At 73.9% G+C, this 19,465-nt stretch carries 17 protein-coding genes; 8 read left to right on the plus strand and 9 right to left on the minus strand.

The annotated features are described in order from the left end of the window. Positions 1 to 59 precede the first annotated feature (59 nt). Positions 60 to 1,121: a hypothetical protein gene (locus tag ACSU6M_RS30895; protein WP_437074161.1), complete on the plus strand. Its 1,062-nt coding sequence runs from the start codon at positions 60 to 62 to the stop codon at positions 1,119 to 1,121. Between the two features lie 138 nt (positions 1,122 to 1,259). Here the strand turns inward: ACSU6M_RS30895 and ACSU6M_RS30900 are convergent, their stop codons facing one another. Then, a complete protein-coding gene (locus tag ACSU6M_RS30900) occupies positions 1,260 to 1,727 on the minus strand; it encodes a winged helix-turn-helix transcriptional regulator (protein WP_437074163.1) in 468 nt (155 codons plus the stop codon). A gap of 95 nt (positions 1,728 to 1,822) precedes the next feature. Here ACSU6M_RS30900 and ACSU6M_RS30905 point away from each other — a divergent pair, with 95 nt between their 5' ends. Then, a complete protein-coding gene (locus ACSU6M_RS30905; RefSeq protein ID WP_437074165.1) occupies positions 1,823 to 2,317 on the plus strand; it encodes a PaaI family thioesterase in 495 nt (164 codons plus the stop codon). An 84-nt stretch (positions 2,318 to 2,401) separates the two neighbouring features. Here ACSU6M_RS30905 and ACSU6M_RS30910 read toward each other — a convergent pair whose 3' ends face one another. Further along, positions 2,402 to 2,998 carry a TetR/AcrR family transcriptional regulator gene (locus tag ACSU6M_RS30910; RefSeq protein ID WP_437074167.1) on the minus strand — a complete coding sequence of 199 codons (597 nt, stop codon included), beginning with the start codon at positions 2,996 to 2,998 and terminating at the stop codon, positions 2,402 to 2,404. Between the two features lie 163 nt (positions 2,999 to 3,161). On the opposite strand from ACSU6M_RS30910, the gene ACSU6M_RS30915 reads away from it, so the two are divergent. Beyond that, the gene (locus tag ACSU6M_RS30915) at positions 3,162 to 4,817 is read left to right on the plus strand and encodes a cellulase family glycosylhydrolase (protein ID WP_437074169.1); all 1,656 of its coding nucleotides are present in this window, start codon (positions 3,162 to 3,164) and stop codon (positions 4,815 to 4,817) included. Positions 4,818 to 4,925: 108 nt separating this feature from the next. On the opposite strand, the gene ACSU6M_RS30920 is transcribed toward ACSU6M_RS30915, so the two are convergent. Further along, positions 4,926 to 5,894 carry a DMT family transporter gene (locus ACSU6M_RS30920; RefSeq protein WP_437074170.1) on the minus strand — a complete coding sequence of 323 codons (969 nt, stop codon included), beginning with the start codon at positions 5,892 to 5,894 and terminating at the stop codon, positions 4,926 to 4,928. 293 nt (positions 5,895 to 6,187) lie between these two features. Between ACSU6M_RS30920 and ACSU6M_RS30925 the strand changes: the two genes are divergently transcribed. Beyond that, on the plus strand, positions 6,188 to 6,538 hold the full coding sequence (locus tag ACSU6M_RS30925; protein WP_437074171.1) for a hypothetical protein: 351 nt from the start codon (positions 6,188 to 6,190) through the stop codon (positions 6,536 to 6,538). A gap of 52 nt (positions 6,539 to 6,590) precedes the next feature. On the opposite strand, the gene ACSU6M_RS30930 is transcribed toward ACSU6M_RS30925, so the two are convergent. Beyond that, on the minus strand, positions 6,591 to 9,677 hold the full coding sequence (locus tag ACSU6M_RS30930; RefSeq protein WP_437074173.1) for an NPCBM/NEW2 domain-containing protein: 3,087 nt from the start codon (positions 9,675 to 9,677) through the stop codon (positions 6,591 to 6,593). A 129-nt stretch (positions 9,678 to 9,806) separates the two neighbouring features. After that, positions 9,807 to 10,280 carry a cupin domain-containing protein gene (locus ACSU6M_RS30935; RefSeq protein ID WP_437074175.1) on the minus strand — a complete coding sequence of 158 codons (474 nt, stop codon included), beginning with the start codon at positions 10,278 to 10,280 and terminating at the stop codon, positions 9,807 to 9,809. 112 nt (positions 10,281 to 10,392) lie between these two features. On the opposite strand from ACSU6M_RS30935, the gene ACSU6M_RS30940 reads away from it, so the two are divergent. The 4 genes from ACSU6M_RS30940 to ACSU6M_RS30955 all read left to right on the plus strand — a co-directional run bounded on the left by ACSU6M_RS30940 (position 10,393) and on the right by ACSU6M_RS30955 (position 14,687). Continuing rightward, positions 10,393 to 11,277, plus strand: coding sequence for a LysR family transcriptional regulator (locus ACSU6M_RS30940; protein WP_437074177.1), 885 nt, complete (start codon positions 10,393 to 10,395; stop codon positions 11,275 to 11,277). 306 nt (positions 11,278 to 11,583) lie between these two features. After that, positions 11,584 to 11,850 (plus strand): hypothetical protein, encoded by a 267-nt coding sequence (locus ACSU6M_RS30945; protein ID WP_437074179.1) that lies wholly within the window; start codon positions 11,584 to 11,586, stop codon positions 11,848 to 11,850. After that, entirely contained in the window at positions 11,847 to 12,218 is a 372-nt protein-coding gene (locus ACSU6M_RS30950) for a peptidase inhibitor family I36 protein (protein WP_437074180.1), read from the plus strand. The genes ACSU6M_RS30945 and ACSU6M_RS30950 overlap by 4 nt, the downstream gene beginning before the upstream one ends. A 153-nt stretch (positions 12,219 to 12,371) precedes the next feature. Continuing rightward, positions 12,372 to 14,687: a DUF4132 domain-containing protein gene (locus tag ACSU6M_RS30955; RefSeq protein ID WP_437074182.1), complete on the plus strand. Its 2,316-nt coding sequence runs from the start codon at positions 12,372 to 12,374 to the stop codon at positions 14,685 to 14,687. 19 nt (positions 14,688 to 14,706) lie between these two features. On the opposite strand, the gene ACSU6M_RS30960 is transcribed toward ACSU6M_RS30955, so the two are convergent. From ACSU6M_RS30960 to ACSU6M_RS30975, 4 genes are all read right to left on the minus strand, one after another. Then, the gene (locus ACSU6M_RS30960; RefSeq protein ID WP_437074183.1) at positions 14,707 to 16,062 is read right to left on the minus strand and encodes a vWA domain-containing protein; all 1,356 of its coding nucleotides are present in this window, start codon (positions 16,060 to 16,062) and stop codon (positions 14,707 to 14,709) included. Next, positions 16,059 to 17,291 carry an AAA family ATPase gene (locus tag ACSU6M_RS30965; RefSeq protein WP_437074184.1) on the minus strand — a complete coding sequence of 411 codons (1,233 nt, stop codon included), beginning with the start codon at positions 17,289 to 17,291 and terminating at the stop codon, positions 16,059 to 16,061. The genes ACSU6M_RS30960 and ACSU6M_RS30965 overlap by 4 nt, the downstream gene beginning before the upstream one ends. Before the next feature lie 136 nt (positions 17,292 to 17,427). Further along, on the minus strand, positions 17,428 to 18,816 hold the full coding sequence (locus ACSU6M_RS30970; protein WP_437074186.1) for a hypothetical protein: 1,389 nt from the start codon (positions 18,814 to 18,816) through the stop codon (positions 17,428 to 17,430). 133 nt (positions 18,817 to 18,949) lie between these two features. Next, a complete protein-coding gene (locus ACSU6M_RS30975) occupies positions 18,950 to 19,300 on the minus strand; it encodes a DUF1330 domain-containing protein (RefSeq protein WP_437074187.1) in 351 nt (116 codons plus the stop codon). Between the last annotated feature and the right edge of the window lie 165 nt (positions 19,301 to 19,465).

A 19,465-nucleotide genomic window follows, 5' to 3' on the forward strand; every position in this document is an offset into this window, starting at 1 on the left:
CGTACGCCCACCGGATGCGCCCGGTGCCGCCGCGGCGGCGGGCGGCCGATGGTGGGGGAGTGGATGTCGAGGAGATCGTCCGGGAGCTGTACGGGCTCAGACCCGAGGAGTTCGTCGCCGCGCGCGACGACCGAGCCGCGCGCGCCCGCAAGGCCAAGGACACCGCCGCGGCGCGACGGATCGCCGCGCTGCGCCGCCCCACCGTCGCGGCCTGGGCCTCCAACCTCTTCGTCCGGCAGCGCCCCCGGGACGCCGAACGGCTGCGGGCGCTCGGCGAGACCCTGCGCGAGGCCCATCGCACCCTCGACGCGGACGCCCTGCGCGGCGCCGCGGCCGAGCAGCACCGGGTGATCGGCGCCCTCGCACGCGAGACCGCCACCCTCGCCCGGGACGCCGGGCACCCCCTCGGCGAAGCCGCCCGACGCGAGCTCGAACAGATCTTCCACGCCGTCCTCGCCGACCCGGACATCTCCGAGCAGTGGGCCACCGCGACCCTCGCCAGGACACCCGAGGCATCGTTCGGCTTCGGCACGGTGGCCCCCGAGGCAGTGGCCCGGCGCGCGGCCGTCAGGGAACGGGCGGACGGGGAGGAGGGCCCAGGGGCCGACGAGGGGCAGACCGAAGCGCGGGGCGGCAGGGGCACGGGCGATACGGCGGCGCGGCGCCCCGGCACCGGGACCGGCGGTACGGCCGGGCGGCGCCCCGGCACCGACAAGCGCGCCACGGCGGCTGAGCGCCCGCCCACCGGTCGGGCCGCCGCGGGCAAGGCCCCCTCCGCCCGCGCCGCCCGCCAGGACGCCGAGCGCCGGCAACGGCTCGCGAAGGCCCGTGCCGCCGAGCAGGAGGCCGCCGCGGAGGCCCGTCGGTGGCAGCGGGAGCGCGAGGCCGCCGAGGAGGCCCGGCAGGCGGCGCAGGAGCGGGTCGCCGAGGCCGAGGAGCGTGTCGCCCGGCTGGAGGAGGAGCTGCGCGAGGCCCGCACCGCCCGGCGCGAGGCCCGCGCCGCGGCCACCGAGGCCGACGCCGCCGCGAAGGAGGCCGCCCAGGCGGCCCGGCAGGCCCATCGCGCCGCCGAACGCGCCGCGCGGGAACTGGCACGGCTCACGGACGAGGACGCCTCCTGACGTCACGCGGGCGCCGGCGGGCACCCTGATCGCGGAGGGCGTCGGCCCCGCGTTCCGGGACGCCGTGGCGGCGGCCGCGCGCCGCAGGCGTGAGCTGGGCGCCGGCACCGGCGAACAGGCGGCCGACCGACCCGGAGGTCAGGCCATCGGTCGCGCCCCCGGACCCGGCCGCGCGACCACGTCCCTCGGCGTCAGCGCCGTCTGCTCGGCACAGCACTCCACCACGACCCGCACCGGCGACCCGCACGCGCCGTGCCGGATGTCGAGCACCGGCCCCTCGGGCTCACCGGCGTACGTCTCGCCCCACTGGCCGAGCGCCATCAGGACCGGCCACAGGTCCCAGCCCTTGCGGGTGAGCCGGTACTCGTGGCGCGCCCGGCTGCCCGGCTCCTGGTACGGAACCGTCCTGAGGATCCCGGCCGAGGTCAGCTTGCGCAGCCGGTCGCTCAGTACCGCCTCCGACAGCCCCATGTGCCGGCGGAAGTCCTCGAACCGGCGCACCCCGTTGGCGGCGTCCCGCAGGATCTGCAGCGTCCACTTCTCGCCCACCACTTCGAGCGTGCGTTGCACGGGGCAGTTCTCCGGGCTCGTCTCCAGCCAGTCCATGCCGCCATCGTAGGGCCCTGACTTCGTCGTTGACAGCCAGCTGATCGCACAGCTAGCTTCGTTCGACGAAGTCAGCCGAGGAGGGGCAGCTCAGCATGGGACGGACACGCACGTACGAGTGGCAGGACCCCGGGATCACGGCCGCGGCCGTCGGCCGGGGCAGCGGTCTGGAGCTGCTGCGCGACATCCTGGCGGGCGAGCTGCCGCCCCCGCCGATCGCGGCCACGCTCGGCTTCACCCTGGACGAGGTCGAGCACGGCCGGGCGGTGTTCTCCCTGGAGCCGGGGGAGGAGCACTACAACCCGATCGGCAGCGTCCACGGCGGTGTCTACGCCACGCTCCTGGACTCCGCGGCGGGCTGTGCCGTGCAGAGCCTGCTGCCCGCGGGCATGGGGTACACCTCGCTCGACCTGAGCGTGAAGTTCCTGCGCCGGGTGACGCTCGACACCGGCCGTGTGCGGGCCGTCGGCCGGGTCGTCAACAGCACCCGCCAGACCGCGCTCGCCGAGGCCACGCTCGTGGACGAGAAGGACCGGCTGCTCGCCCACGCGACGAGCAGTTGCCTGCTGTTCCCGGTGCCGGCCGCCTGACCGCGACGGCCGGCTGGACCTACCGGCGTCCCGGCGTCCAGAGGTCCGCCGACGGGGCCCAGGCCCTGGGCTCCGGCCGGCCCGTCAGCCCCCGGACCCGCCGACAGGCGCCCCCGCCTCCGGCCAGTTGCGCAACAGCGCGTCCACGGCGTCCAGGATCCGGCTCCATGTCTCCTCGGTGTCCGGCGTGCTGTGGCTGAAGCCGCCGCCCAGCTCCAGGCTGATGTAGCCGTGGAAGACGCTGCCCAGCAGCCGTACCGCGTGCGTCTGGTCGGGCTCCGACAGGTCGTAGCCGCGCAGCAGCGCCCGGGCCATCTGCGCGTGCCGCACCCCGGCGCTCGCGGCCGCCGTCTGCGGGTCCAGGGGCAGCCGGGTCGCGGCATAGCGGCCGGGGTGCTCGCGGGCGTAGTCGCGGTAGACGTCGGCGAGGGCGCGCAGGGCGTCCTTGCCGGCCCGGCCCGCCAGAGCCGCGGACGCGCGGTCGGCCAGCTCCTCCAGGGCGAGCAGCGCGATCCGGGTCTTCAGGTCCTGCGAGCTCTTCACATGCGAGTACAGACTCGCGGCCTTGACATCGAACCGCCTGGCGACCGCGGACACGGTGACCTGCTCGAAGCCGACCTCGTCGGCCAGTTCCGCTCCCGCCCGGGTCAGGCGTTCGGCGGTCAGTCCCGCGCGTGCCATCGGCCTCCCTCCCTGTTCATGGGGGGATTGTGGGCGGCTCGCGGGGTTCAGGCAAACCGCCCCGGCGGCGCGATCCGCGCACGCGTCTTGACGTGTCCTTGGCACAAGTGGGTTCATGGGAGCGCTCCCACACTCCCATCGGTAACCGCTTACTGGAGTAGCCGTGAGACCGACGAGCCGTACACTCCGCCTCCTGACCCGTTTACTCGCCCTGCTGGCCGCCGTCCTCGGGCTGGCCCTCCTCGGCACGCTCGCCCCCGCCGCCGCCCAGCAGCAGCCGCCCGGCGCCCGGGCCACCGGCCTGCACATCAGCGGTGGCCGGCTGGTCGAGGGCAACGGCAACGACTTCGTCATGCGGGGCGTCAACCACGCCCACACCTGGTACACCGGCGAGACGCAGTCCTGGGCGGACGTCAAGGCGCTCGGCGCCAACACCGTCCGCGTGGTCCTCTCCGACGGCCACCGCTGGACCCGCAACAGCGCCGCCGACGTGGCGGCCGTGATCGAGCGCTGCAAGGCCAACCGCCTGATCTGCGTGCTGGAGGTGCACGACACCACCGGCTACGGCGAGGAGGCCGCGGCCGGCACCCTCGACCACGCGGCCGACTACTGGATCAGCCTCAAGGACGTGCTGGCCGGCCAGGAGGACTACGTCATCGTCAACATCGGCAACGAGCCCTGGGGCAACACGAACCCGGCCGGCTGGACCGACCCCACGATCGCGGCCGTCAAGAAGCTGCGAGCCGCCGGGTTCGCGCACACCATCATGGTGGACGCGCCCAACTGGGGCCAGGACTGGCAGGGCGTCATGCGGGCCAACGCCCGCACGGTGTACGACGCCGACCCCACCGGCAACCTGATCTTCTCCATCCACATGTACAGCGTCTTCGACACCGCGCAGGAGATCACCGACTATCTGACCGCCTTCGTCGACGCCGGACTCCCCCTGGTCATCGGTGAGTTCGGCGGCCCGGCCGACCAGTGGGGCGACCCGGACGAGAACACGATGCTGGCCGAGGCCGAGCGACTCGACCTCGGCTATCTGGCCTGGTCCTGGAGCGGCAACACCGACCCGGTCCTGGACCTGGCCGTCGACTTCGACCCGGCGCGGCTCAGCTCCTGGGGCCGGCGCATCTTCCACGGTGTCAACGGCATCGCCCAGACCTCGAAAGAGGCCACGATATTCGGCGGCGCCCCCGGCGACACCCGGCCGCCGACCGCCCCCGGCACCCCGGCCGCCTCGGCGGTCACCGCCACCTCCGCCACCCTGACCTGGCCCGCGGCCACCGACGACGTCGGCGTGACCGGCTATGAGGTGGTCCGCGTCAGCGGCGGCGCCGAGACCACGGCCGCCGCGACCACCACCACCTCGGCCACCGTCACCGGCCTCACCGCGAACACGACGTACACCTTCGCCGTCTACGCCAAGGACGCCGCGGGCAACCGCTCGCCCCGCTCGGCGACGGTGAACGTCACCACTCGCAGCACACCGGCGGGCTCCTGCGCGGTCGCCTACCGCGTGGTCGGCGAGTGGCCCGGCGGCTTCCAGGGCGAGATCGTCGTCCGCAACACCGGCTCGGCCGCCGTCAACGGCTGGACGCTCGGCTTCCGGTTCGCCGACGGTCAGACGATCTCGAACATGTGGGGCGGCACCCCCGCCCAGACCACCGGCGGCGCGGTGACGGTCACCCCCGTCTCCTACACCTCCACCATCGCCGCGAACGGCTCGGTCACCGTCGGCTTCGTCGGCACCAAGGGCGCGACCAACACCGCCCCGACCGCGTTCACGCTCAACGGCGCCGCCTGCGCGGCGGGTTGACGTGCCTCCGGGCCCGGCCGGACCGCGGCCGGGCCCGGCCGGTTCAGGAGACGGCCCCCGGACCGCGAGCCCTCTCGGCGACGCCGGATCGACGGGGCACCGCCCAGGTCACGCGGCCGGTCGCCGGCGCCGCCCGCCGACGGGTGCGGTCAGCAGGATCAGGCCCGCCGCCAGGACGGCCAGCCCGCACCAGGAGAGGGACGGCAGCCGTTCCCCGAGGACGGCGACGCCGAGCACCGCCGCGACGGCGGGCTCGGCCAGCGTCAGGGTCGTGGCCACCGAGGCGGACGTGCGGCGCAGCCCGTGACCGAAGAGCAGATAGGCGAGGCAGACGGTGAACACGGCGAGGTACACCGCCACCCCCGCCCCCTGCCAGGAGGCCAGCCACCGCGTGCCGAGGGCCAGGACGAGCGGCACGACCAGCACACCGGCGGCCCCGAAGAGCACGCCCATCACCGCGCCGGAGGCGTGGCCGCCGGTGATCAGCCGCCCGCCGATCAGCGCGTAGCCGGCGTACGACAGTCCGGCGCACACCGCGAGCGCCGCGCCCGCCAGGTCCACCGGTTCCGCGTGCCCGGACAGGGCCGGGCCCAGGACCAGCAGGGCACAGCCCAGGACGGTGGCCGAGGTGGCGGCGGTCCAGCGTGCCGTGGGCCGTCCCCGACCGGTGAGCCATGCCAGCACTCCGGCGAACACCGGCGCGCTGCCCAGTGCGATGACCGTGGCCACGGCGACGCCGGTGCGGTGCACCGCCGGATAGAAGGTGACCGGATACCCGGCCACCGCGAGCGCGCCCAGCAGGAGCATCCGCCGCTCGCGGGGCGAGCAGGCGCGGGGCAGGGCGCGTGCTCCGCGGGAGGCGAGGAACAGCAGCAGCCCGCCGAGCGCGAGCCCGGCGCAGCCGATGGCCGCCGCCGGGGCACCGGCCGGGGCCATGGAGGCGGCGGTCCCGGTCGTGCCCCACAGCACGGACGAGACGAGGATCGGAGCGGGTCCGGCGAGCAGCCGGTGGCGGGACGCGCGCGGGCCGGCCTCGGCAGGGCGCGCGGGGGTCGGGGCGGCAGTGCGGTTCGGCACAGTCGTGTCTTCCGTCGTCGAAGCGTCTGGGAGTCCATCCGGGAACAGGCGCACGACAACAACCCCTGACCGCCCTGAGGGCCGGCCGGGGCCGGGGGATCAACTACCGCCGGGGTCCCGCGCCTGTCAGGCGCAGGGGGGCGGAAGGACGACGTGCCAGTGGGTGTTCATGCCGCGATGATAACCGGACCGCGGTATCAGCCGGGGCGGCCCGTCGTCCGCGGACCGCTGGGGATCATGGGGGTGCGGAAATCCCGGTGAGCATCGGAACGCCCGTTCGCTAGGGTCCCCGTATGCAGCAGAGAGCCACCACCACCCTCTGGCGTCCCACCGGCCCCGAGGAGCTCGACCTGGTCCGGGAGTCGGAGTGGCGGGCGTGGCCGCCGCGCCTTCCCGAGCAGCCGATCTTCTATCCGGTGCTCGACGAGGAGTACGCCATCAGGATCGCCCGGGACTGGAACGTCCCGGCGAGCGGCGTGGGCTATGTGACGCGGTTCGAGGTCGACTCCGAGTTCCTGCGCCGCTACCCGGTCCAGCAGGCCGGTGGCCGCACGATCCTGGAACTGTGGGTGCCCGCCGAGGAGTTGGAGGAGTTCAACGCGCACATCGTGGGCCGTATCGAGGTCGTGCACGAGTTCCGCTGACGAGATCCGCTGACGGGTGCCGCCGCCGGGCGCGGCGGCACCCCTCGCGCCGTCAGGGCGAGCAGTGGAACATCGCCCCGGCCCAGTCCCCGTGGTCCCCGGACTTCGTGCCGTCCGTGTCGGTGACCAGAAGGTTCACATGGCGGGCCGCGTCGAGCGGGACGTTCACCTCGACGGGCTCCGACCGCCCGTCGACGGTCGGCGAGGACCACAGCCGCCGCCCGTCGGCGACCACCGCGAAGGACACGCCGCCGTAGCCGTTGATCTCGTCGTCGATGCCGACCGTCGCGGTGAACGACGAGCACTTCCCGCCCAGCCAGAACTCGATGTCCGAGTCGGCGTGCGCGCCGATGCCCTTGGCGTACGCGGTGCCGTCGAGGGTGAGCGTGCGCCCGTCCGCGGCGCCCTGCTCGCCGTTGCTGCGGTCGCGTTCCGGCGGCCCCCAGCCGTTGGCCGACTTCAGCCACGGCAGATCGCTCGCCCAGCTGTCCGTCGTCGGCGGCTTCGGCATCGTGCGGACGGCGGCCCGCTGGGCGGTCACCCGCGGTTCGCCCGCGGCCCGGTACCGGGCGGTGGCGGTGAGCACCGACTCGCCGACGGCCGTACCGTCGGGCGGGGTCACGGTGAACTCGGCCCGCGCCCGCCGGCCCGGGTCGACGCGGCCGACGCTCCGTGCCGCCGACACGGTCCAGCCGTCCGGCGCGGTCAGCGACACCTCCGTACCGTCGGCGCCGGCGCGTCCGGCCGTGAAGTCGACCGCCACCTCGGCGGGCGTACCGGCACCGATCTCCGCGGGCTGGGTGACCGTGACGGTTCCCGTCGCGCCCGGCACCCTGCCGCCCACCGCGCTGGTCCCGGTCAGTTCGAGCCGGTGTGCCCGTGCCGTGCTCAGGGCGCGCGTCTTGACCTGGACGACCCCCGCCCGGTCGGCGGCGTCGTACCACCAGCCCTCGGCCGCCGCGTCGAACGCGGCCTCGGAGGTGTGGCGCGGCAGCGTCCGGTCGCCCAGCCGCACCTGCTCCGGCGCGGAACCGGTGTGCACGGTGAAGCGGTACGGGCGGGTCGTCTGCTTGCCGTCGAAGCTGCCCACGCTCGCGCCGACGTCGATGCTCACCGGGCCGGGCCCGTGTCGAGGAGCGGTGACCTCGACCCGCTGCTCTGCGTACTCGCCGGCGCGGTGCTGCCGGGTGACTCCGTCGTCCTCGTAGAGCGTGAACGACGAACGGCCCTGCGGATAGACGTCCCAGGCGAGCGGGGAGTCCGCCGTGCGGTCGCGGTACGAGGTGATGCCCGGCCACATGGGTATCGCGGCACCGGCCCTGACGAACAGCGGGAGCGTGTCCAGGGGTGCCTGGTAGCCGTCGACGGTGGTCGGGCCCTCGTACGTACGGCCGGACCAGTAGTCGATCCAGGTGCCCCGGGGGAGATAGATGCCGTCGCGCACGGTGGTGTCCCGGTACACCGGCGCGACGAGGAAGTGCTCGCCGGTCAGGAACTCGTGTTTCGCGGCGTCGGTCGCGGCCACCGGGTCGTCCGGGTACTCCAGCGCGAGGGGGCGGACCGGGCCGACGCCGTCGCGGTGCGCCTGTGCCGCGTAGGTGTACATGTACGGCAGCAGGGACTCCTTGAGCTTCAGGTACGTGCGGTTGATGCTGGTGTACGGCTCCCCGTGGCGGAACGGCTGCTTGTCGCTCGCGGCCCAGCCGTCCATCGTCATCACGGCCGGCAGGAACGCCTTCCACTGGAGGTCGCGGACGTACGTCTTGGGGCTGCCGCCGAAGATGCCGTCCACGTCACCGGTGGTGTAGGCGAGGCCGGACATGGTGGCTCCGGCGTACGTGGGGATCTGCCAGCGGATGTAGTCCCAGCTGCCGGACTGGTCGCCGCTCCACTGCACTCCGCAGCGCTGGGCTCCCGACCAGCTTTCCGGGGCCCAGGTGAAGCCGCGGGCGTCGCTGTTCTCCTCGATGCCGCGGTGGGCGGCCTTGCAGCCGTCCAGGGCGAACTTGTAGCCCTCGCCGACCCAGGCGACGTCGAGCTTCGCGACGCGCTGGCCGGCCTTCACCTGCTCGGCGAGCTTGTCCAGGCCGTCCTCGGTCCACAGGCCCAGTTCCATCTTGCGGTCGTTCAGGCCCTTCGCCGTCTCGGCGAGGTTCTCGTAGCCGCAGCCGTAGCCGTCGTTGACCAGCATCCAGCCGAGCGGCATGTCGTGCTCGACGTACTCGTCGGCGACCTTCAGGGCGTCCAGGGTGTGCCGTTCACCGCGGTTGGCGTTGTGCAGGTAGCAGTCGGAGTCGCCGATCTCCAGGCCGTAGATCGGCGGCATCATGGGGCGGCCGGTGAGCTTGGTGTACTGGCCGATGACGTCCTTCGCGGTGCGGCCCGCGAAGTAGTACGCGTCGAACCGCTTCTCCTGCTCGGTGGTGGTGACCGGGTCGGTGAAGGCGTATGTGCCGGGGGAGTAGGTGTTGCGGTAGACGCCGTAGCCCGAGGAGGAGAGGTAGAACGGGACCGAGTTGGGGTGGCCGCCCTCGTTCCAGTTGTAGTCCACGCCGACTTCGAGGGTCTTGCCGCGGTGGGAGGTGTTGCCGCTGCCGTTCTGCTCGCCCAGGCCGTAGAACTGCTCGGTGGCGCCGCGTCGGAGGGTCTGGGTGGTGGAGGTGCCGGTCCAGCTGATGCCGCGGGACTCCTCCCACAGGAGGGTGCCGTCGGCGCGGTACGCGGCGAAGCGGAGGGGGGATGTGTAGGCGCGCAGGGTGACCTGAGCGGTGGACAGCTCGTAGTGGTCGCCGCGGTCGGCCCACCGGGTGGTGGGCGGCGCGCCCTGGGGGAGCACGATGTCGTCGCCCACCGGGTCGGTGAAGGTGCCCTCCGGGGCCACCTCGATACGGAAGGTGTCCTGCGTGACGAAGCTGACGCGGGCCTTGGCGGGGGCGGCGGTGAAGGTGTAGGTGGCGCCCTTCGCCTCGAAGGCGGTGACGTCGCCGATCGTTGTTCCGGCGGTGGACCGGGGTGCCGTCCTGGTTGCTGTGGTCGCGTCGGCGGGGAGGGCTTGGGCCGTCGCCGTCAGGAGGGCCAGCAGGGTGGTGCCTACGAGGGTGGTCAGGCGGGTTCTGGGTCTACGGGGTGGAGCGGTCATGGCGGTCCCTTCCCCTTGCGCTGTGATGGAAGATGCTTGAAAAGCCGTCTTAGCGCGCAGAATCGATCAGGCGGTGAAGGTATAGCGCATGGGTGGGTGCCTGCGCCAGAGTGCGGCGGCTCCCCCTGGTCAGGGGGTCCGGCGTCGCCTTGTCCAGGTGGCGTCCGCTGTGAAGTGGACGTCGAACCGGGTTTGGGCCGCCAGGAGCTTTTCTGGGGGTTCCTGTCCCAGGGACACCTGGGACAGGAGGCGGAAGTAGTCGAAACGCTTCACCGCCGGGGTCATGACGACCAGTACGTCGGCCGGGGTGTCGGGTGGTGTGCCGAAGGCGTGCACCAGGTTCGGGGGGACGACGATCAGGTCGCCCTCGGTGGCCATGAGGGTCTGGTCGCCCAGCAGGAATTCCAGCCGGCCGGTCAGCAGGTAGAAGAGTTCCGATGCTCGTGTGTGGCGATGCGGTGCGGCGCCGTCGGTGCCGGCGGGGAGCGTGAGGCGGTTGGCGCCCAGGGCGCCCTCGCCGTCCAGGAGGAGGTGGAAGGCGCCGCCGTGTGCGAGGGGGACGACCTCGGCCTGGTGGGCGGGCGCGACAACGGGCTTGTGCATGTCGGGCTCCTGTGTGTCGGGACGTGATCATTCGACCGTGGGAACAGGCGGTGAACCAGGAGCAGTTGGCGCTGAGTGAGATCGGCGATCGTGATGAATCGGGGGTGGCGGAGTGGAGCTGCGCCAGTTGCGGTACTTCGTGGCCGTGGCCGAGGAGGGCGGCTTCGGACGGGCCGCCGAGCGGATCGGCATCGTGCAGTCGGCGGTGAGTCAGCAGATCCGCAGGCTGGAGCGGGAGCTGGGTGCGGTGCTCTTCGACCGGTCGACCCGGCGTGTGCGACTGTCGGCCGCGGGGGAGCGGTTGCTGCCGGAGGCCCGTCTGGTTCTCGCGGCGGCCGAACGGGTCCGGGAGGTGGCGGCCGGCATCTCCGAGGGCGCGGTGGGCGTTCTGCGCCTCGGCACGATCCACGGCGACCGGCTCTATCGTGCTCTGACGGCGCTGGCCGAGACACGGCCGGGGCTCCAGGTGCGCCTTCAGCGGTTGCCGGTGGTGGAACGGCTCGCCGCCGTGCGGGAGGGCAGGCTCGATGCCGCCCTGGTACGGGCCGTGGTCGAGGCGCCTGGCCTGCGGCTCGTTCCCCTGCGCACGGACCCGCTCTATGCCGCCGTGCCTGCCCGGCATCCCCTTGCCGAGCGTCCCCGCCTCGGTCTCGGTGACCTCGCGGAGCTGCCCTTGAGGCTCGCCGCGCGCGAGCGCAATCCCCCGTTCCACGACCTGGTCACCGACGCTCTGCGCGACGCCGGGGTGACCGCCGTGCCGGGGCCCGCTTTCACCAGTCTGCGCGAGACCCTGGCCGAGATCGCTGTGGGGACGCCGTCCTGGACCGTCTTCTACGACGTGTCCGGGCTGCCCCCGGCGCCCGGTGTCGTGATCCGGCCGCTGGCCGGGCCCGCCGTGGTGACCTCGCTCGCCGTGCGGGAGGGGGAGCCGTCCGCTGGTCTGCGGGAGCTGGTCACCGTGGTGAAGCGGTGCTTTCCGGATGAGGGGGCGCTGTAGGACTTATCACCGTTCCAGGTGATTCGCCGGTTGGCGTCTTCGGTCCCTGGGGAAGGAGTGGGAGCCGACGTCAACTGATCTTGCTCCGGGGTCTACTTGCGCCCGTCCTTTGCCGCTCCCTTCGTAGCACTCGTCGTTCTGTCCGGGTGTGCTGCGCCGCGTCCCGTCGCGCTGGGGCCCGATGACACCGTCAAGGCCGCACAGGCCCTGCTCACCGACCGTTGTCTGGCGCGTCAGGGTCTCACCCCGCCGCGGCCGGGGCAGGGGCCGCCCGGCGTCGCCGAGCAGCGCCGGGTCAGTGACGCGTTGTTCGGCACCGGACGCGCCGAGCTCTCCCTCACGCTGCCCAGCGGCCACACGATCCGCCAGCACACCGACGGTTGCCTCGCCCGCGCCCAGCAGCGCCTCTACGGCGACCAGGAACGCTGGTTCCGCGCCTCGACCACCGTCAACAACCTCAAGTCCAGGGCCCCGGAAGGCGAACGGACCGCCTACCGGGAACTGCGGGCGCACGCCGTCCGCACCGCCCGGTCCCTCCTTCAGTCCGCAGATGAGAAAGGCAGTCCCCGATGAAGAAGCCCGTCCTCCTGGCGGCCGCGCTGCTCCTCGCCGCCGGTTCCAGCCTCGCCACCGCCTCCACGGCGTCGGCCGCCGACTGCCCGAGCGGCCACTTCTGCGCCTGGGAGCACACCGATCACCAAGGGCAGCGTGCCAACTGGTCCGGCGACGACGGCTGGTGGGAGGGCTACATCGCCGACGCGGACTCCTCCTGGGCCAACCACGGCATCTCCGGGCCGGGCATCAAGGACCACGTCCAGGTCTACGACTCCGCCTGGCAGGGCGGGCGCATGACCATCTGCCTCGCCCCCGGCCAGGAGGTCCACGCGAACGGCACGGCCAACGACAGGGGCGACTCCCACATCTGGGCCACCGGCTGCTGAACCGCCGTCACCCGGCGTTGTCAGTGCCCTCTGCCATGATCCGGGCATGCTCCGAGACAGCCGGGTGACCGCACCCGCCCGCAGTGACCGGCACGGCCTCGCCGCCGTGCCGGTCGGTGCACCCCGCCGGTGGCAGCGGCGAGGGGATGCCCGATGACGCCCGCCGAGCGCTTGATGCGCGCGCTGACCGATCCGGAGTACGAGATCCCCGATCGGTACGGAGACCTGGCGCTGGTCTCCGACGAGGAACTGGGCACCCTGATGCCGGCCGCATACGCGGTCCGCGCCGGGTCGCCCCACGGCATGACGGCGACCCGTCTGGCCGTCCAGAGTGCGGGCGAGAAGCGTTCGCCGCGCTACACACCCGACGCGTGCCGTCGGATGTTCGAGGCACTGGTCGCGGGGACCGAGACGCGCGAGTGGGCCGATCTCGCGCTGGGCGTCGGTTCGTTGGCGCGTTGCACCGGGCCGCTGCCCGACCTCGCCGGACCTGCTCGCTTCCTGGTCGGGCATGCCCTGCGGGAGGACTACGCGGACGGCAGGCCGCTCGCGATGCTCACCGTCGGCGTGCTCGCCGGCGGGGAGGAGCTGAGGACGGTCGTACGGCTGCTGAGCAACGCCGGTGACCCCCTAGCCGAGGACGAACTGGCGGTGCTGACGGGGCTCGCTCCCGGTGAGCTCGCGCTGCTCGCCGAGACGGATCGCCACCGACCGGTCACCGCGCCGCCGCCCCTGCCGGATGCGTGGCGGAGGATCGCCGGCCTCCCCGCCTACACCGGCTTCGCCCGGCGGGCGCTGGAGACGGCCGTCGACCGCACGGACGCCATCCGGGGCGGCAGCGTCCCCTACCGCTCCGACAGGGCCTTCACCGGCAGGGAGGTCGCCGCACTCGGACGCGCCCTGCGGGTGGCGCTCGTGCGGGACGAGAGATGGTTGCCGGGACTGCTCGACCGGCTGCTGCCCGGCATCGCCGTCGCTCCCACCACCGCCAAGACCCTGCCGTCCCAGGCGCTGCTGTACGAGATCACCCGTGCCGCCCAGGAGTGGCCGACGCCCGAGCTGGTCACCGCGCTGCGCACCGTGCGCCGAGTGGTGCGGAACGCCGGGGTGCCCAACCAGCTCGACAAGGTGTTCAAGAAGATCGACGCGGCCCTCGCCGACCGCACCGATGTGGCGCTGCGGCTCCCGGCTCTCGGCTTTGCTCCCGACGGTGTGCTGCGCCGCGAGGCCGGGCAGTACACGGCGGTCGTCACGGTCGCGGACGGGGCGGAGCTGGGCTGGGAGAAGGACGGCCGCAGGCTGCGGGGGGTGCCCGCCGCCGTGCGTCGCGAGCAGGGCGGGACGCTCAAGGAGCTGCGGGAGCTGGTGAAGCGGGTGGACGCCCATCTCGCCACGCTCGTGCGGGCTCTGGAGGCCGGGCTCAGCTCCGATGTCCGGCATCCCTACGGCCGGTGGCGCACGGACCTGGCCGGACATCCGCTCGCCCGGTCCGTCGTACGCCGGCTGATCTGGGAGGTCGAGGTCGCACCGGGCACCTGGCAGGCCGTCCTGCCCGAGACCGGGGACCTGCCCGAGGCGCCCGAGGACGCGGCGGTGCGGCTGTGGCATCCGCTGCGCTGCGAGCCCGACGCGGTGCGCGCGTGGCGGGACCTGCTGACCGAGGCGCGTGTCCGGCAGCCGTTCAAGCAGGCATTCCGCGAGATCTACGTGCTCACCCCGGCGGAGGAGGAGACCCGCGTCCACTCCCATCGCTTCGCCGCGCACCTCGTGCGCCACCCGAGGATGCGCGCCCTGTTCCGGGCCCGCGGCTGGACGAGCGGCCACCCGTGGCACCCGGGCGACGAGGACGAGGCCGAGCGCGTCCTGGGCGGGGGCGAGTGGCGGGCCTGCTTCCGGTACGTGCAGGCCGAGTGGACGGCCGAGGAGCGGCTGGCCTCCACCGACCGGGTCCGCTTCGAGCGCCGTACGCGGGACGGGTGGCGGGAGGCCCCGCTGGCCGAGGTGCCCGCGCTGGTGTTCAGCGAGGCGATGCGCGACGTGGACCTCTTCGTCGGCGTCACCTCCATCGCCGCCGACCCCGACTGGGCCGACGGCGGTGCGGGGCGCGCCTACTGGGAGCGGGCCGCGTTCGCCGAGCTGCCCGGCAGTGCGCTGGCCCGCCGGGAGGTGCTGGAGCGGATCGTGCCCCGGCTGAAGATCGCGGACCGCTGCACGCTCGACGGACGCTTTCTGGTGGTCCGCGGCGACCTGCGCACGTACAAGATCCATATCTGGTCGGCGAACATCCTGATGGAGCCGGACGACTCCTATCTGTGCATCGTCCCGGCGCGGCGGGTGCAGGAGCGCAAGGTGTTCCTGCCGTTCGAGGACGAACGGCTGGGGGTGATCCTCAGCAAGGCATTCCTGCTCGCCGCCGACGCCGAGATCACCGACCCGGCCATCCTGCGTCAGATACGCCGAGCCGGCTGACGGCCGCGGTGGCGCCGCGTCAGCGGACGGCGTGCCCCTGGCCGATGCGCACCACCCGCGCCCAGGCCGGTGGGCGGCCGGGCTCGTCGTCGGGATCGTGCTCCTGCGCTGTGCCCGAACGCGGCTCCCGCGGGAACAGGCCGATCACCGTGCGGCAGGACGGACGGGCGGCCGGCCACGGTGTCTGACCGTCGGTCAGGGCGACCACCACGTCGGGGCGCGGCCGGGCGGCGAGGGCCCGCGCGAAACCCGTCCGCAGATCCGTGCCGCCGCCGCCCACCAGCGGGATGTCCTCGGCCTGGCACAGCGGATGCACGACCCGCGCGGCCGCGTCGCAGGACAGGACGCTCACCAGGTCGCGCCGGCCTCCGACGGCACGGGTGATCGCGGTGATCTCCAGGAGCGCGCTGCCCAGTTCGGCGTCGCTGACCGAACCGGAGGTGTCGACGACGACCGCGACGCGGGGCGGGGTGCGGCGCAGGCTCGGCAGCACCACGCCGGGCAGGCCGGCCGCGCGGCGGGGCGGGCGGCCGTAGGTGTAGTCCTCGCCGACGCCGGCGCTTGAGACCGCCGAGCGGACCGCCGCGCCCAGCAGGTCCCGCCAGGGCTGCGGCGGATGGAACACCTCCTCCGCCCACCGCCGCCACCCGCCCGGCGTGTCACCGGGCTTCCCGGTGATGCCCTGGGCGACCCGGAACCGTACGGCGTCCTGCTCCTGTTCGCTGAGCCCGTGCGCGCCGTCCGGGCCCAGGTCCCACTCCCGCTCCAGCCCGTCGGCGCCGCTGCCGCAGTCCAGCCAGGCCAGGTACTGGGTCAGCGGTCCGAGGCGGATGCCCGGCAGATACTCCTCCATGAGCTGTCCGCCGGGCAGGCCGAACATGTCGGGCCGCACCACGTCCTCGGGCCCGACCAGGCCCTCGCCGAAGATGTCGTCGTTGATCTCGCAGTCCGCGGCGATGTTCATCCGCAGCCGTTCGGCGGGACCGGTCAGCCCCTGGACGCGCGCCAGCCGGTCGCCGCGGCCGTGGTGGTCGCGCAGCAGATGCGACACCTCGTGCACCCACACCCCGGCCAGTTCCTCCTCCGGCGTGCGGTCCACGAAGGCCGGTGAGACATAGCACCGCCAGTGCCGGTCGACGGCCATCGTCGGCACCCGGCGCGACTCGACGACATGCAGGGCGAACAGGGCGGTCGCGAGATAGGGGCGGGCGCGGGCGGCGTGGAGGCGGGCGGCGTAGAGCTTGTCGAGGTCGAGGGCGGTCGTCTGGGCGGGGGTGGTCGTCTCCGTGGGCGTGGTCTGGGGTGGGCGGCTGCTCGTCGCGGGGGCGAGGGTGTCCGGCGTCGTCGGTGCCGACTGCCGTGTACGCCCGCTCATCGCGCCCCCTGGCCGGTGGCCAGCGCCCTGCCCGCGGCCTCGTCGGCGCGGCGGGACAGGGAGACCGCTCCGGCGAGCCGTTCGATGGCCTCGGGCACGTCCCAGTCCTCGCGGCGCAGGGCGGCGAGCGCGGTGGCGGGGGCCACCACCAGGTCGGGCGCACCGGTGTCCAGGGCTCGTACCAGCAGTTCCCATGCCGCGTCCCAACGCCACCGCTCCGGGCGGGCGTTGACCGCGGCGACCACCGCCTCAAGGCTGGCCTGGCGTCGGTCCCCGCGCTCGGGCAGCTCGGCCCGTGCGGGGTCGGCGAGCAGCACCTCGGGATCGGGGAGGTCCATCCGGTCGATCGCGGCCAGCAGTTCAAGGCCGGGTCCGTCGCCGACCGTGCCCCTGACCAGCAGCGACAGTACCTCGCGCGAGGACCCCGCGGCGGTGGCGAAGGCGATCAGCGACAGCGTCATGTCCCAGCTGCGCGGCGAGGGCCAGGCGCCGCCCCGGCGGGCCTCGCCGCTGGGCAGGCGGTGGACGAGGGTGGGCCGGGCGGTGAGGAAGGTGCACACCGCGCGGCGCGCGAACTCCACGGCCTCGGTCAGCTTCGCCGGGTCCAGCCGGGGCAGGGTCGCCCGGGGCCAGGTCCCGCCGAGGCCGCGGACGACGACGTCGTGGTCGTGGGTCCACTGCAGATGGACGAAGCGGTTGGCCAGCGGCGGGCTCAGCTCCCAGCCGTCGGCCGCCGAGGAGCGCGGGTTGGCCGCGGCCACGATGCGCACGCCGGGCGGCAGCCGCAGGGCGCCGATCCGCCGTTCCAGCACGAGCCGCAGCAGCGCGGCCTGCACGGCGGGCGGGGCGGTGGACAACTCGTCCAGGAACAGCAGTCCCCGCCCGGCCCGCACCAGGCGCACGGCCCAGTCCGGCGGAGCCATCGGCACGCCCTGCCGCGCCGGGTCGTCCCCGACGACGGGCAGGCCGGAGAAGTCGGACGGCTCGTGCACGCTGGCGATGACCGTGGTCAGCGGCAGGTCCAGGGCCGTCGCCAGTTGGGTGAGTGCCGCGGTCTTGCCGATTCCGGGCTCACCCCACAGCAGTACCGGCAGGTCGGCGGCGACGGCGAGCGTCAGGGCCTCCAGCTGGGTGTCGGGGCGGGGTTCGGTGGTGCTGTCGCGCAGCAGGGTCAACAGGTCGTCGGCCACGGCGAGTTGGCCGGGCGCGGGGGAAGAGGTCTTGGGCATCGTGCATCACCTGAAGGGTCGTCGGAGGGGCTTGTCGAGGGCGCGGAGGAAGTGCGCAGGGCAAGGAGGAAGGGCGTGAAAAGGGCTTGGGTGGGCGTGAGACGGGCCTGGGAGGGCGTGAGAAGGGTGTCCGCCGTCAGCGTGCGAGCGTGTGGCGGGGGTGGGAGCGGTGGCCGCCGGGGCGCGCCGGGCCGGGGCGGAGGCCGCGTGGGTGGGGGTCGGAGAGGCCGGCGCGGAACAGGCCGTAGGCGATGCGCCGTCGGGCGGCCGCCTCCAGTTCGTCCAGCAGCGGGCCGCTGCGCAGTACGGCTTGCGGACCGAGGAGGCCCTCCACGACGGCCAGCGCTCCGTCGATGTCGCCGTGGGCGAGGCGTTCGCGGACTCCGGTGAGGCAGTCGGGCCGGCGGTGCGCCCGGTCGACGGCCTGGAGGCAGGGCAGAGGGGTGCCGGAGAGCGCGGCGAGCAGTTCCTCGCGCCGGATCTCGGCCGGGTCGTGGTCCAACGGGGCCAACGCACCGTCGACCAGGCCGATGCGGTGCTGTTCACCGCGGCACTGCACGATCCGCGCCGCCCCGACCGGGTCCGCCGCTCGGGCAGACTCCGGTCGGTGTCCCGGTACCAGGGCCGAGGCGACCAGCGGGTGCAGCAGCCCGGGCTCGACCAGTCCGGCCCGCAGCAGCTCCAGGTCGGGAGGCACCCAGGTCGCCGCGTCGGGCAGGACGGGCAGCGCCGACAGCCGCCCGTCGGCCGGGGCCCGTGCGACGCGTACGCCGGGCGGCTCGGCGCCGTCCTCGGCCGGGCCGAGCAGCAGCCGGTGCCGGGTGCCGAGCCGTACCGCGACGGCGGTGGCCGTGCGGCGGTCGGCGCGCAGCAGCAACTCCGCCTCCGCCGCCCACCGGTGGACGGCACAGTGCCGCGCGTCCGGCACGTCGTCCGGCAGCCGGGGAACGGGCACGCCGTCCGGCGGCGGCCCCTCGGCCCCGGACCGCGCCCGCAGCTCGTCCGCCCTGCGGGCGTCCCACAGGTGGCGGTGCAGATCGAGCCGGAAGCGTCTGCTGGGGCGGGCCCGCGGATGGCCGCCCGCCCCGGCGTCCGGGCGGGACGCGTCCCACAGGGCGAGGCTCATCCGCTGACCGGCGTCCGCCCAGGCGGGCGGCGTACGGACCACGAGATGGACCGGGCTCACCCCGTCCCGTCCCGCGGCCTCGTAGCGGGCCAGCGAGACGGTCAGACCGGGGCGCAGCAGCCCGTCCGGTGCCACCCTGGGCATGTGCCAGCGCAGCAGGTCGGGAGCCAGATGCCGCAGATCGTCCCGGAGCCGGTCCGCGAAGGCCCGGCCGTGGGCGCGTGCGGCGGGCCGCAGTCCCAGATCGACGTCGACACCCGCGGCGGCACAGGCCCCCGCCCAGTCACCGGAGTGGCGACGGGCGGTCGCGGTCTCGACCATGGACGGCGGCACGGCGTACTGACGTACGCGCAACCAGAAGGAAAGTCGGGAGTCCCCGTGCACGCGATGAGTGGCCATCAGCACTCACCTTGCGCGGACGGTGCCCCCCATCTCTGAAGAGAAGGAGTCATCGCCTGGATCCTAATCCCATCTCCCGTCGGCGTCAGGTGATTTGATCGCCGACGGGGACAGGGCCAGGGACGGGGCGGCCTCACTCGGTGGGCAGCGACGACCGCACGGCCTCGGCCGTCACGGACGGGTCGTAGCCCTCGGGCACGCCCGGCACCAGGATGATGTCGCCCTTGATGTGCCGGGAGCGCAGCGGGGCGATCTCCTGGTACGCGGGGGAGTCCCACCAGGCCCGCGCCTCCTCCATGCCGGGGAAGGCGATCATCACCACCCCGCCGGGCCACTCGCCCTCCACCACCTGGTGCTCGACGGCGCCGTGCACCAGGAACCGGCCGCCGTACGGTTCGAAGGTGGCGGTGATCCGGTCGATGTACTCGGCGACCTCCGCGTGCGGAGTGATCTCCCGCAGGTGGGCTATCGCGTAGGCGGTCATGGCATTCCCCTCCGTAGGTCCAACTCCCTTGCGCTGAGGCGATCTTGGCACGGCGGGGCCGGGGCGGGCGATTACCCCGGAGGTAAGGGCGTGGCGGCGGCCACGGACCGGGCCCCCGGCCACGGACCGGGCCGGCGGCCATGGACCGTGCCGGCCAAAACCGCT

This window comes from Streptomyces sp. enrichment culture (genome assembly GCF_964272895.1).
Taxonomy (GTDB): Bacteria; Actinomycetota; Actinomycetes; order Streptomycetales; family Streptomycetaceae; genus Streptomyces.

Bases quoted from the DNA above. Each gene is read 5' to 3' on its own strand.
- ACSU6M_RS30900 (WP_437074163.1), bottom strand. From the start codon at position 1,727: ATGGACTGGCTGGAGACGAGCCCGGAGAACTGCCCCGTGCAACGCACG.
- ACSU6M_RS30905 (WP_437074165.1), top strand. From the start codon at position 1,823: ATGGGACGGACACGCACGTACGAGTGGCAGGACCCCGGGATCACGGCC.
- ACSU6M_RS30910 (WP_437074167.1), bottom strand. From the start codon at position 2,998: ATGGCACGCGCGGGACTGACCGCCGAACGCCTGACCCGGGCGGGAGCG.
- ACSU6M_RS30925 (WP_437074171.1), top strand. From the start codon at position 6,188: ATGCAGCAGAGAGCCACCACCACCCTCTGGCGTCCCACCGGCCCCGAG.
- ACSU6M_RS30930 (WP_437074173.1), bottom strand. From the start codon at position 9,677: ATGACCGCTCCACCCCGTAGACCCAGAACCCGCCTGACCACCCTCGTA.
- ACSU6M_RS30935 (WP_437074175.1), bottom strand. From the start codon at position 10,280: ATGCACAAGCCCGTTGTCGCGCCCGCCCACCAGGCCGAGGTCGTCCCC.
- ACSU6M_RS30950 (WP_437074180.1), top strand. From the start codon at position 11,847: ATGAAGAAGCCCGTCCTCCTGGCGGCCGCGCTGCTCCTCGCCGCCGGT.
- ACSU6M_RS30955 (WP_437074182.1), top strand. From the start codon at position 12,372: ATGACGCCCGCCGAGCGCTTGATGCGCGCGCTGACCGATCCGGAGTAC.
- ACSU6M_RS30960 (WP_437074183.1), bottom strand. From the start codon at position 16,062: ATGAGCGGGCGTACACGGCAGTCGGCACCGACGACGCCGGACACCCTC.
- ACSU6M_RS30965 (WP_437074184.1), bottom strand. From the start codon at position 17,291: ATGCCCAAGACCTCTTCCCCCGCGCCCGGCCAACTCGCCGTGGCCGAC.
- ACSU6M_RS30970 (WP_437074186.1), bottom strand. From the start codon at position 18,816: ATGGCCACTCATCGCGTGCACGGGGACTCCCGACTTTCCTTCTGGTTG.
- ACSU6M_RS30975 (WP_437074187.1), bottom strand. From the start codon at position 19,300: ATGACCGCCTACGCGATAGCCCACCTGCGGGAGATCACTCCGCACGCG.